The sequence below is a fragment of the Micavibrio aeruginosavorus ARL-13 genome (genome assembly GCF_000226315.1).
GTDB classification, from domain to species: domain Bacteria; phylum Pseudomonadota; class Alphaproteobacteria; order Micavibrionales; family Micavibrionaceae; genus Micavibrio; species Micavibrio aeruginosavorus_B.
In genome coordinates, this window is sequence record NC_016026.1 from 2352207 (window position 1) to 2364279 (window position 12073).

Below are 12073 nucleotides of genomic sequence, written 5' to 3' on the forward strand. Positions count from 1 at the left end.
TTTTAAGTTCCCTGTTCAACTAAAAAAGCCCGGATCAAAAATCCGGGCTTCTTTCTTTTTCGGTTATATCATCATGGGACCACGGCCCAGTTTCTTCCAGTCTGGCTTTTCCTGATCAGACTTACGAACCCACGCCCCCATGGCCGCCGAGCCCGTTTGCCCATCCGCATAGACAATATCCGCGCGCAGGATAACACCGTGATGATCGGGCGTATAACGGCCTACGAAATCCTTGCCGTTGTTAAAAACCTCGACCAATTCAAACCCGACATAACGGGCCGAATTGTGAACGATCACCTCTGGCCCCTGCATCGCCTTCGTGGTCCCACTTCCCGGATTCGCCTTGCGGCGAAAGCTCATCAGCACCGGTTCGTCCTGTGCCGGATATTCCGGATTTTGGCCATTGGCACGAACACGGAAAACGAAGCAGCCGTTATCCTGACGATCCAGCGATACATCAAAACCATCAATTTTCTTCTGAACAACCGGGCCACCAAACAGGTGCGCGGCAGCAGCGCGAAACAATGTTTTGAGGGTCATCACCAAATCCTTTTATTTAAATCGTCGCATCAGGCTGGTTTTGTTTTTGCGCCAGCGTGATCGTGGATTGGCGCGGAACCAGACGCAGATTTTCCTCGGTTCTGTATCCGCCAAAGGTCGTGATTTTCGCCCGCAGGACAACACCATGATAAGCGCGCGCGGAATCAAAAGCTTCGACCAGCTCAAAGGCTTTGTATTTCGTATTTTTCTCAACGAACAAACGGCCATCAACGAAGCCGCGGCGGCATTCCGTGTCATGGTCAACGCGCAGAACCATGTCCTGATCCGCGGCCGGATAGTCGGGATTTTTTCCATTCGCCCGGATACGCAATTCGAACGTATTGTTGTCCATCCGCTTGATCGCTGTGTCGAATCCATCAACATAACAATAGAATTGCGGCCCAGCCCCAAACAAGCGCGCGGCCTTTTTAAAGATATTCTGCAGTTTCATAACACACTCTCTCTTTTTTCGGTTTTTAAAATCTTCCGGGCCACGCGATCATCACCGCGGCCACGGGCCTTTTTTACTTTCGCACGAGCAGGAATCGCACGGGTTTATTGTACCGCCGAACGAAACATGGTCGAGACGCAACATGGTTTCTTTCGTCCCCTCAATCGCACAGGCCGGGCGCAAATCCTGCGCCAGCGGACGACCGACGGAATCAAACGTCAGTTGCAGGGATTCAAACACCATGGCCACGTTCGCGTGGATGGATTGATCAATCGCCTTTGGCAAGACAAACGTCGACACATGAATGGAACGGCCTTCCTTCATCCGGTCGCGCACTTTGTCATTATCGCCCACGCCCGACGGGAGATAAAAAACCGTGCCTTCGTAATCCTGACGCATGGCATATTCACCGCTGGCGGCCACATGGCTGGTCGCATAACGATTAAACGCCACAACCAGATTGCGCACAGTAAAGGGCCCCGGATTGGCAAAGCGATTCATGCCATCATCACAGGCACCCATGGCCATCACCGTCGTCTGGATCACTTGATACACGTCATTAGAAAACGCGCGATAATGTTCAAGAACCCCACCCGGAACAAACATCTTTTGCGCGCGGGCCATCAATTCATCGCGGCCAACCGCAACGCTCAGCCCATGGGACCAGATCGCCTCGCGCATCTTTTGTTCCAACGCCACATCACCGCGCGCAACACTGACGATATTTTGCGTCAGGGCGTCCTGCAGCAATTCCGTCGCATCCTGCGGAAGGATTGCATCCATCATGGTATCTGGCTCCTTGGGGTTTGCCTGATAAGGGTGAAGGCTATCTTTATCGAAAGCAATTTTTTATGTCAATAAATGTCTTTTCCGTTTTGTTTTCAAAAGGATACGAAAAAACAAAGGGCCCCTATTGGGGCCCTTTTATTCCGTCACGTCCGACTGTCAGGGTTTGTCCTGAAGCCTGATTACTGGCAAGCCAGGCATTCGTCGTATTTTTTGTCCTCACCCAGTTCCGGCTCGCGGTTGCCTTCGGGCTTTTGGCCTTCTTTGCTGCGCGCCCAGCTGGCGGCGGATTCGGCGCGCTGGATGGATTTGGAACGGCAGTAATACAGCGACTTCACGCCCTTCGCCCATGCTTCCCAGTGAATGCGGTGCAGGTCGCGTTTGTGCACGTTGCCCGGCAGGAAGACGTTCAGGCTTTGTGCCTGGCAGATGAACGGCGTGCGGTCCGCCGCATGTTCGATCAACCAACGCTGGTCGATTTCGAAGGCGGTTTTGAACACGTCTTTTTCATCCTGGCTCAGGAAGTCCAGATGCTGGACCGATCCTTCGTTGGTGAAGATGGACGACCAGATGTCATCATTGTTCAGGCCTTTTTCTTCCAGCAGTTTTTCCAGATACGGGTTTTTCACCGCAAAGGAGCCGGACAGAGTTTTGTGGTTGTACGCGTTGGCGGCGTTCGGCTCGATCCCCGGGGATGCACCGCCGGTGATGATGGAAATCGACGCCGTCGGCGCAATCGCCATCTTGTTCGAGAAACGCTCCATAATGCCGTAATCAGCGGCATCCGGGCAGGCCCCACGTTCGTGAGCCAGTTTCACGGAGGCGTCATCAGCCTGACGCTTAATGTGCTGGAACATGCGGCGGTTCCAGACCTTGGCCATCACCGATTCCATCGGGATCATTTTCGATTGCAGGAAGGAGTGATACCCCATCACGCCCAGACCAACAGAGCGTTCACGCATCGCGGAATATTTCGCCCGTTTCATCGAATCCGGCGCCTTGTTGATGAAGTCGGTCAGCACGTTGTCGAGGAAACGCATGACGTCTTCGATAAAGGTCGGGTGATCCTGCCACTGTTCGAACAGTTCGAGGTTCAGCGACGACAGGCAGCACACAGCCGAGCGTTCATTGCCCAGCGGGTCTTTCCCGGTCGGCAAAGTGATTTCCGAGCAGAGGTTGGACATCTTTACGCTGAGGCCCGCCATTTTATGGTGCGCCGGAATGCGGTCGTTCACATGATCGATAAACAGAATATAGGGCTCACCCGTTTCAATCCGGGCGGTCAGGATACGGATCCACAGATCGCGCGCCTTCACCCGGCCAACAACGTGGCCATCTTTCGGGGATTTCAGGGCCCATTCCTCGTCCTTCTCAACAGCGTGCATAAAGCTGTTCGGGATGACGACAGCGTTGTGCATGTTCAACGCTTTGCGGTTCGGATCACCCCCGGTCGGACGGCGGATTTCGATGAACTCCTCGATCTCCGGGTGCCAGACGGGCAGATAGATCGCGGCGGAGCCACGACGCAAGGACCCTTGGGAAATGGCCTGAGTCAGAGAATCCTGCACCTTAATGAACGGAACGATCCCGGACGTTTTGCCATTGCGGCCCACTTTTTCACCAATGGAACGCACATTGCCCCAGTAGGAGCCAATACCGCCGCCACGGGCCGCCAGCCAGACGTTTTCATTCCACAACGCCACGATGTCTTCGAGGCTGTCGCCGGATTCGTTGAGGAAGCAGGAAATCGGCAAGCCGCGGCTGGTCCCGCCATTGGACAGGATCGGCGTCGCCGGCATAAACCACAGCTTTGAAATATAATCATAAATTCGCTGGGCGTGGGCGGAATCGTCACCGTAATACATGGCGACGCGCGCAAACAGGTCCTGGAAAGATTCTTCGGGCAGAAGGTAGCGGTCAACCAGCGTGGCCTTGCCGAAATCGGTCAGGTTGGCGTCCCGGGAACGGTCAATCTGGATACGGTTGCCTTGGGGCACTTGGGCGACGTCAAACATGGCATGCTACTCCTGTAAAATTTCAAAAACTCTCCCTCGGCCACCTTGGGGGTGGACACGGCGGGGCGGGCTGTCGGGGCTTGTTAGATAGTGTGGATAAAACCACTATCCATTGCGGTCATCACAAATACAGCCTACTACATGTCGTGGTTGCCACCAAGATGACAAAATTCCTAGTGTCCGCGACTGACCCCCGTAAACACACGCTAAAAACGCCCGTGGCCGTGTGAGTTCAAGTCCTAAAATGAGTCTTATGCAGAGTTTTTTTATCCCCAAAAACGAAATCATCTTTCACGAATATCGAAAGGCTGCATTCCATATCGGCACCACATCTTGTGTCCATCTGTGCCGCCAGCCACCTTCCGGAAAAAGACCCTGCCCGCGACAGCGCGGGCCGCATACCCCCGCAAATGACCGCTTAAGTCCCTGATCCACCACAGGGAAATCATGATTGATATGGGGTCAGACCGCCCCCCAATCCACCCCTGATTCGCCCCCGATTCGCGGGCAAAAACATCAATCTTTTCAATGCGATACAAAAGGCACGATTCGTATTTCTTGCCGGGGTCCGCGCCATGGGGGTAAGGTGCGGCCAGCATAAAACACTGAACGGAACGTGACTCGGCTATGGAAAAACACGGCTTTATGATTGCGATTGGCGGGCTGTCAGGATCAGGCAAATCGACGCTGGCCGGACGATTGGCGGCGGAAACCGGCGCGGTCTGGCTGCGGTCCGATTCCATTCGCAAGGAATTGTGGGGCGTGGACCCGCTGACCAAATTGCCGCCCGAGGCCTATAGCCGCGATTTCAGCACCAAGACCTACGAAACGCTGGCCAGCCGGATGGAAGAGAATTTGCGCGCCGGACGGATCGTGATTGTCGATATGAGCTTTGCCAAGCCCGTCGAGCGCCGGAGCTTCGCCAACCGGGCCACCGCCTGTGGCGCGGGATTCCACGGGATCTGGCTGGATGCCACACCCGATACGCTGAAAACCCGCGTCGATGCCCGGGTGGGGGATGTATCGGATGCCGATTCCACAATCGTGACCATGCAATTGGGCTTTGATCTGGGCACCATTGAATGGAGCCGGATCAACACCGACCGCCCGGCGGACAGCGTTTACCGTCTGGCTTGTGCCCTGCTGGGCGTGGACGGTCCCACCCCCATCCGCGCGATCAAGCTGGAACCATAAGATTTTTACGCCAATCGGGCCAAAACTTGATATAAAGCGGGCGTGATCTATCCCTGCACGAACCCCGTAAGGCTTTCGCTATGACCAGCACTGAAATCTGCCCCCTGATCCGTAAACGCCAGACCAAGATCGTCGCCACACTCGGCCCCGCATCGGCGAATATTGAGATGATCGAGAAACTGGTTCTGGCCGGGGTTGATGTGGTGCGGTTGAACTTCAGCCACGGCGAACACGCCGACCATGCCGCACGCGTGAAAATTATTCGCGGACTGGAAACCAAACTGGCCCGCCCCATCGCCATCATCGCCGATTTGCAGGGTCCGAAATTACGCGTTGGCCGATTTAAAGACGGGTCCATCACGCTGACCGCCGGGCAAAAACTGCGCCTCGATCTGGATAAAACCGAGGGCGATGACACCCGCGTCAATTTGCCGCACCCGGAAATCATCAACACGCTGAGCCCCGGCGCGTTCATCCTGTGCGATGACGGCAAGGTGCGGATGAAGATTATTGATAAGGGCGCGGATTTCCTGATCGCGGAAGTGGTCAGCGGCACGAAATTGTCGAACAACAAGGGCGTGAACGTACCCGGTGTGATTTTGCCCATTCCGGCCCTGACCGAAAAGGATCGCAAGGATCTGGTCGCAGCCCTTGATATGGGTGTGGATTGGGTCGCACAAAGCTTCGTGCAGCGCCCGGAAGATGTCGCCGAAGCCAAAAAACTGATCGGTGGTCGCGCCGCGTTGATGGCAAAGATTGAAAAGCCCTCCGCGATTGAATTGTTCGCCGGCATCCTCGATCTGGTCGATGGCATTATGCTGGCGCGTGGTGATCTGGGCGTTGAAATTCCGCCGGAAGAAGTGCCCGCCCTGCAGAAAAAAATCGTGCGGCAGGTACGCCAGTCCGGCAAGCCGATTATCGTCGCGACCCAGATGCTGGAATCCATGATTGAAAGCCCAGCCCCGACCCGGGCGGAGGCCAGTGACGTGGCCACCGCCGTGTATGACGGCACCGACGCCGTGATGCTGTCCGCCGAAACCGCCGCCGGGAAATATCCGATTGAATCCGTATCCATCATGGACCGTATTTGCCAGCACGTCGAAGCCGACGATCTGTACCGCCGCATTATGGATGCCGACCATCCGGATGCGGATACCGATGCGTCGGACGCGATCACCATTGCGGCCTGTCAGGTGGCACAGACAATCAACGCCGCCTGCATCACCAATTACACATCATCGGGATCGACCACGCTGCGTACCGCGCGCCAGCGCCCGGCGATGCCGATTTTGTGCTTGTCGCATTCGGCACAGACCACACGCCGTTTGATGCTGTCCTATGGCGTGCATGCCGTGTACACGCCGGACGTCACATCCTTCGCCGACGCGGTCAAGATGGCCACGGAACAGGCCGCGATTCAGGGGTTGGCAAAGAAAGGCCAACGCCTGGTCCTGACCGCCGGGGTGCCGTTCGGCACGCCGGGATCGACCAACGCGTTGCGTGTGGCCTGGGTTGAATAAGGGGGGTTGAATAAGGGCATTGAATGAGGACATTAACGCCTCATTAACCAAACCCGGAAAAATCCGCAGAATAAGACGGGTTTTTCCAAAGCCCCAATCCACCATTTCCGCACCGCGCATAAAAAAGCGCGGGATTCCCTGTAAATTTTGACAAAAACCAGACGGACCCGTACCATAGTATATGGTTTGCATGATGAGAATCATGTGATCCGGGGGGCACGGAAATCCCCGTTTGAATCAGCGGCTGGCATCGGTCGTGACTGGTTCCGCTTCCCGCGAAGCGTATACCAGAGATGCCCTCTCTTTTTTCTCGGGAGTGTTCTCGCGTATTTTTAAAAGGCCGGCCACTTTTTCTGTTCTTAACGTCTTCGGCCCATTTAAATCTGATTTCAAACGGATCATCAAAAACGACCTTTTCGCCCCCGCACGCGCTATGGCTTTTTGCCATGACGCATCACACCGGGGGGATATTTTTTGATGCAACGTCGTTTTGTGCTGCTTGCTTTGGCCAGTGCCGCGCTTTTCGTTCTGCCGCAATCCGCATACGCACAGGAAGCCCAGCCGGGCGATGCGTGTACCACCAACGGTGCGGTGCGATCGACCGGTGGCCCCGAACAAATGCCGCGCCGCATGTTGATTTGTAACGGCACAACGTGGCAAAGCGCACTGGAACAAACCACGGCCGGTGCCTCTCTCCTGCAAATTGGCAACGATACCGGATCGTGCACCACGGCCAAGCTGGGCCGGATGCGCTATAACGGCACATCGACATGGGAATATTGCAACGGATCGACATGGGCGGCATTGGGGAGCGGCGGGTCAGCCGCAGGCGCGGACCGGGAAATTCAATTTAATTCAGGGGGCGCGTTTGGTACATCCAGCACATTCAAATTGATGGCGGATGGTGATTTATTGTTGGCCGGACCATCCACCACGGGAATCGCAAGCGTTCCCGTATCCGGAAACGGAACGCGGATGTTCTTTGACTTCCAAACATCGGCATTCCGCGTGGGATCTGTAAGCGGCACACAATGGGATAATGCCAATATCGGAATCTTTAGTGTCGCGATGGGATTCGACGCAACAGCCAGCAACACTTTCGGTGTCGCAATGGGGGCTCAAACAACAGCCAGCGGCGTTTCCAGTACCGCCATGGGGTATAACACAATCGCCGCAGGCTCTCATAGCTTCGCCGCCGGCAGAGACGTCAACATAACCACGACAGGCAGTGGATCGTTTGGCTTTGGGCTAACAAACACAGCCCCAGCCATAAAACCGCAAGTATCCGGCGCGCAATCCTTTGGCATTTTCATGGGCAACCAGAACGCCGTGAATTTTTCCGCCGCAAACACGATGGGATTATTCGGCGGCAAGATGGTGATTGATTCTACCATTCCCGCCACCAATCTGGTCGCGGACACAGAACTGGAAATCGATGGCACATTGAAAATCGGCAGTGGCGGCGAAGCATGCGATGCCAGCCGCGAGGGATCGATTCAATATCTGGCCGCATCCGATACATTCCAGGTTTGCGCCACAGCCGGAAGCTGGACCGCGTTGGGCGGCGGCGGGTCAGCCGCAGGATCCGACCGAGAAATTCAGTTTAATAGCGGTGGACTGTTCGGAGCCAGCGCATCGTTAACATTCGATGGCACAGGTTTGTATAGCAAGGCTTTTTACGCAGACGCGACAGGAACAACGTACGATACTGCCGTCTCGGGGATAAGTGATGCTGACTATGGTGTAGGTATTTATGGCGAATTCGCGCACCCAACAAACTTAGGAACTGGCGTTCGCGGGAACGCCAGCAGCACCAATGGCAGAGGCGTCCAGGGCACAGCCTCAGCATCGACCGGACTGACCTACGGCGGCTATTTTGAAAGTGACAGTTCCACGGGCGTGGGCGTTTTCGGGATAGGGGGCGGGTATGGCATTAGAGGGGAGGCCACGAGCGCCACTGGATACGCAGGATATTTCTTCAACTCCGCCGATGGCTGGGGCGTCTATTCTGAGAATGATATGGGTCTGGCCTCCGGAAAATATCTCAACTGGGGATCGACGCGCGGTAGTACCGGTTACGGTATTCGCGACAACGCGGGAACGATCGAATGTAAAAATTCTGGTGGAGCATGGGCCGCGTGCGCAGGAAGTGGCGGTGCATCGCTGTCCGGTCTGACCGCGGCAACGGCGACCAACACAATCGCCAATGCCAACTTCACGCAAACATGGAACTGGGACACGCTGACAACGGGCAATGGTTTGGTGTTGAACTCAACATCATTGACGGATGGCAATATCCTGCGCGTTATCAACAGCAACACCACAGGCACCGGCGGTCCGATTTATGCCCAAACGAGCAGCACTGGCGCATTAAGCTACGGTGTAGGCGGCTTTGCGACCTCCACCACCGGCTTGAGCATAGGCCTTTACGGTTCCAGCACCAGTTCAAGCGGTAACGGTGTTCGTGGCAGTGCGGGATCAGGCACCGGCACAACATCTGGCGTTTACGGTAGCGCCTCCAGCACCAGCGGGCGCGGCGTATATGGCTGGGCCGCCGCTGCAACCGGCACAACATACGGCGTCTATGGCACATCCGCCAGCTCCGCCGGATATGGTGGATATTTCACCAATACGTCCACGGGCGTGGCCCTGCGGGCACAGGGTGATTTGGAATATACCGGGTCATTGCGTGACATGTCGGATATTCGGTTGAAGGACAATGTGAAGCCGTTGGATTCATCACTGGAAAAAATCACGCAACTGCAGGGTATTTCATTCACCATGAAGGACAGCAATACGCACGACACCGAATATGGTTTTTCGGCCCAGGATGTTCAAAAAATCTATCCCAACCTGGTCCACAAAGCCAACGATGAAGATGGCACATTGTCGATGAATTACACCGGATTGATCGCCCCGCTGGTCGAAGCCATCAAGGAACAGCAAAAAGAAATTGAAGTGCTGAAGGCCGAAATCGAAGCGTTGAAAGCCCGGGAATAAGGCGCGATGAAAAAAACGATCCTGTCCGTTGCTATCATGCTGTGCGTGCTGTCTTCCGCCAAGCCATCATGGGCCGCTGGGGAACAACCGGGTGATGCCTGCACCGTGGCCGGGGCGGTTGTGCGTGCCGCCGGACCCGATCAGGTGCCATATCTCACCTTGGTGTGCAACGGATCGACATGGGTATTGGCGGATGAACGCACAACAGCCGGGCGTAGCTTGTTCAGAGTTGGCAGCGACGCCACCGCCTGTGACGCCACAAAGGTGGGGCGAATAAGTTTTGTTGGGGGGGCGTGGACCTATTGCCACGATTCCAGCTGGAAAGCGATTGGGCTTCCGAATTGTGCAGCAGGGCAGGGTTTAACGCAGGGTGTGGCTGGTCCGGAATGTTGCCCGACAATGGGCTGGGCTGTGACCGCTCCGCCAGAGGCCAACAGCTGGTCCAATGTAACGTATGGAAACGGTTTGTTTGTTGCGGTTTCGACAAACGGTACAAACCGGATCATGACATCCCCCGATGGCGTTAATTGGACTGCGCGTGCAGCCCCAGAAAATTTGGCGTGGAATAGGATTTTTTTTGGTAACAATCTGTTCATTGTTACGACATCGTCCACCAGTAACCGGATCATGACGTCCCCTGATGGGGTGACGTGGACAGCGCGGACCGTTCCGCAAAGCAATAGTTGGCAAGGTGTAACGTATGGCAATGGTTTGTATGTTGCGGTTTCGTCAAATGGTACGAACCGTGTCATGACATCCCCCGATGGGGTGACATGGACGTTGCGGACGGCAGCCGCAGATAATGCGTGGATGGCGATTACCTATGGTGATGGATTGTTTGTTGCGACTTCGTCGAATGGGACAAACCGTGTCATGACATCCCCCAATGGGATTACATGGACATCCCGGTTTTTGCCGGGAACGGACCCGGCTGTATATTCTATAGCGTATGGCAATGGGCGTTTTGCGGGCGTCAGTTCTGGTGGTCGTGTTTTTACATCGACAGACGGGATAAACTGGTCACAGGCCACATTATCCGAAACGAATTTCCTTCGCTCGATTACCTTTAATGGGACTAAGTTTATTACCGTATCGAATAACGGAACCAGCAGGATTGCAACATCTGTGGATGGGGTAACGTGGCAATTGTATCAGGCCCCCGAAGCAAGCAATTGGATGTCTGTGACCAATGGTGGCGGAAAGGTTGTGGCCACGGCCACGTCCGGAACAAATACGATAATGTACTCCATTGATGTACCGTGTCCGTAATGGGAAAAGCGATGAAAATATTATTGCATGCTACGATGATAATAAGCCTTGCAGGATTTTCTTTGCACGCATACGCGCAGGAAGAACAGCCAGGATCCGCCTGCACACCATCAGGAAAAATTGTAGTAACCGGCGGCCCCGAACAAATGCCGCGCCGGGTGATGATTTGTAATGGATCAACATGGCGCACGTTTATGGAACAGAACACGGATGGAAAAAGCCTGTTCCAGGTGGACAATGACACCGGCAGCTGCACAGCGGCGAAGGAAGGCCGCCTGCGCTTTAACGACAGCACCAACCTCTGGTCCTATTGCCGCAGCGGATCATGGACCAACTTCACCACCCTGCCCACATGTGCGGTTGGGCAAGGATATGTCATGACCGGATCGGGTTGGGGATGTTGCCCAGAGGGCGGAACCACATGGACCAGCGGCAGCAATATTCCGGGCAGCAACGATCTTTTCCCGGGCGCGTTGACATACGGCAATGGATTATTTGTTTTGGTAGGGGAATCCTTTGTTGATTCCAATCATTTCAGAACCTCCCCTGATGGCATCACATGGACACCGCGCACAGCCCCGGATCCCGGCTGGGGCTGGCGCACCGTGACATACGGGAACGGGACATTCGTTGCCATTGGCGGATCATGGTCCGTGACCGACCTGACCAGTTCAACCGATGGCATTACATGGACGCCCCGAACATCACCCGCCAACAATTACTGGGCCGGCATCGCCCATGGCAACGGTTTGTTTGTTGCGGTTGGCTATAGCGGAGGAACCGAAGTGATCACATCCCCCGATGGCATCACATGGACAGAACGCACCGGAATCGCAGAGGAATGGATCGACGTGACCTATGGCAACGGCCTGTTCGTCGCCGTCGGGCGGACGGGAACCAACCGCGTCATGACATCGCCCGATGGGATTACATGGACCGCGCGCACAGCCGCAGAAAACAATGAATGGACATCGGTCACATATGGCGGCGGACAATTTGTGGCCGTCGCACAAACGGGAACCAACCGCGTCATGACATCCCCCGACGGCATCACATGGACCGCACGCACAATCGCCGCAGAGCAATGGCAAGACGTGACGTATGCCGCAGGGAAATTTATCACTGTGGCTTGGGCCGCCGGGCAAGAGATTGCGACATCAGAAGACGGTATTACATGGACCCTGCGCAACACACCAGGATACGAAGACTTTTTCCAAGTGGCCAGCAACAGTAGCACGCTTGTTTCAATTGGCCTGTATGGGGCCACAATGCGGTCCCCCATAGCGATTTGCCCATAA

10 protein-coding genes are annotated in these 12073 nt (G+C 55.3%); 5 read left to right on the plus strand and 5 right to left on the minus strand.

Annotated elements, in window-relative coordinates; genetic code table 11:
• Window positions 1–63: 63 nt before the first annotated feature.
• The 4 genes from MICA_RS11200 to MICA_RS11215 all read right to left on the minus strand — a co-directional run bounded on the left by MICA_RS11200 (window position 64) and on the right by MICA_RS11215 (window position 3792).
• On the minus strand, window positions 64–540 hold the full coding sequence (locus MICA_RS11200) for a hypothetical protein (protein WP_014103880.1): 477 nt from the start codon (window positions 538–540) through the stop codon (window positions 64–66).
• Between the two features lie 16 nt (window positions 541–556).
• The gene (locus MICA_RS11205) at window positions 557–991 is read right to left on the minus strand and encodes a hypothetical protein (RefSeq protein WP_014103881.1); all 435 of its coding nucleotides are present in this window, start codon (window positions 989–991) and stop codon (window positions 557–559) included.
• 51 nt (window positions 992–1042) lie between these two features.
• Complete coding sequence (locus MICA_RS11210) at window positions 1043–1777, minus strand: hypothetical protein (protein WP_014103882.1); 735 nt, start codon at window positions 1775–1777, stop codon at window positions 1043–1045.
• 182 nt (window positions 1778–1959) lie between these two features.
• Complete coding sequence (locus MICA_RS11215; RefSeq protein ID WP_014103883.1) at window positions 1960–3792, minus strand: ribonucleoside-diphosphate reductase subunit alpha; 1833 nt, start codon at window positions 3790–3792, stop codon at window positions 1960–1962.
• A 627-nt stretch (window positions 3793–4419) separates the two neighbouring features.
• On the opposite strand from MICA_RS11215, the gene MICA_RS11225 reads away from it, so the two are divergent.
• Both MICA_RS11225 and pyk read left to right on the plus strand, forming a co-directional pair.
• Window positions 4420–4986 (plus strand): AAA family ATPase, encoded by a 567-nt coding sequence (locus MICA_RS11225; RefSeq protein ID WP_014103885.1) that lies wholly within the window; start codon window positions 4420–4422, stop codon window positions 4984–4986.
• Window positions 4987–5066: 80 nt separating this feature from the next.
• Entirely contained in the window at window positions 5067–6506 is a 1440-nt protein-coding gene (pyk, locus tag MICA_RS11230; RefSeq protein WP_014103886.1) for a pyruvate kinase, read from the plus strand.
• A gap of 237 nt (window positions 6507–6743) precedes the next feature.
• On the opposite strand, the gene MICA_RS12275 is transcribed toward pyk, so the two are convergent.
• Window positions 6744–6908 (minus strand): hypothetical protein, encoded by a 165-nt coding sequence (locus MICA_RS12275; RefSeq protein ID WP_187287634.1) that lies wholly within the window; start codon window positions 6906–6908, stop codon window positions 6744–6746.
• Between the two features lie 75 nt (window positions 6909–6983).
• On the opposite strand from MICA_RS12275, the gene MICA_RS11960 reads away from it, so the two are divergent.
• From MICA_RS11960 to MICA_RS11245, 3 genes are all read left to right on the plus strand, one after another.
• A complete protein-coding gene (locus tag MICA_RS11960) occupies window positions 6984–9506 on the plus strand; it encodes a tail fiber domain-containing protein (RefSeq protein ID WP_014103887.1) in 2523 nt (840 codons plus the stop codon).
• 6 nt (window positions 9507–9512) lie between these two features.
• Window positions 9513–10775, plus strand: coding sequence for a WD40/YVTN/BNR-like repeat-containing protein (locus tag MICA_RS11240; protein ID WP_014103888.1), 1263 nt, complete (start codon window positions 9513–9515; stop codon window positions 10773–10775).
• A 194-nt stretch (window positions 10776–10969) separates the two neighbouring features.
• The gene (locus MICA_RS11245) at window positions 10970–12073 is read left to right on the plus strand and encodes a beta propeller repeat protein (protein WP_148260478.1); all 1104 of its coding nucleotides are present in this window, start codon (window positions 10970–10972) and stop codon (window positions 12071–12073) included.

Excerpts from the sequence above, each read along its gene's own strand:
- MICA_RS12275 (WP_187287634.1), bottom strand. The coding sequence starts at position 6,908 with ATGATCCGTTTGAAATCAGATTTAAATGGGCCGAAGACGTTAAGAACA.
- MICA_RS11960 (WP_014103887.1), top strand. The coding sequence starts at position 6,984 with ATGCAACGTCGTTTTGTGCTGCTTGCTTTGGCCAGTGCCGCGCTTTTC.
- MICA_RS11225 (WP_014103885.1), top strand. The coding sequence starts at position 4,420 with ATGGAAAAACACGGCTTTATGATTGCGATTGGCGGGCTGTCAGGATCA.
- MICA_RS11245 (WP_148260478.1), top strand. The coding sequence starts at position 10,970 with ATGGAACAGAACACGGATGGAAAAAGCCTGTTCCAGGTGGACAATGAC.
- MICA_RS11215 (WP_014103883.1), bottom strand. The coding sequence starts at position 3,792 with ATGTTTGACGTCGCCCAAGTGCCCCAAGGCAACCGTATCCAGATTGAC.
- MICA_RS11205 (WP_014103881.1), bottom strand. The coding sequence starts at position 991 with ATGAAACTGCAGAATATCTTTAAAAAGGCCGCGCGCTTGTTTGGGGCT.
- MICA_RS11200 (WP_014103880.1), bottom strand. The coding sequence starts at position 540 with ATGACCCTCAAAACATTGTTTCGCGCTGCTGCCGCGCACCTGTTTGGT.
- pyk (WP_014103886.1), top strand. The coding sequence starts at position 5,067 with ATGACCAGCACTGAAATCTGCCCCCTGATCCGTAAACGCCAGACCAAG.
- MICA_RS11210 (WP_014103882.1), bottom strand. The coding sequence starts at position 1,777 with ATGATGGATGCAATCCTTCCGCAGGATGCGACGGAATTGCTGCAGGAC.
- MICA_RS11240 (WP_014103888.1), top strand. The coding sequence starts at position 9,513 with ATGAAAAAAACGATCCTGTCCGTTGCTATCATGCTGTGCGTGCTGTCT.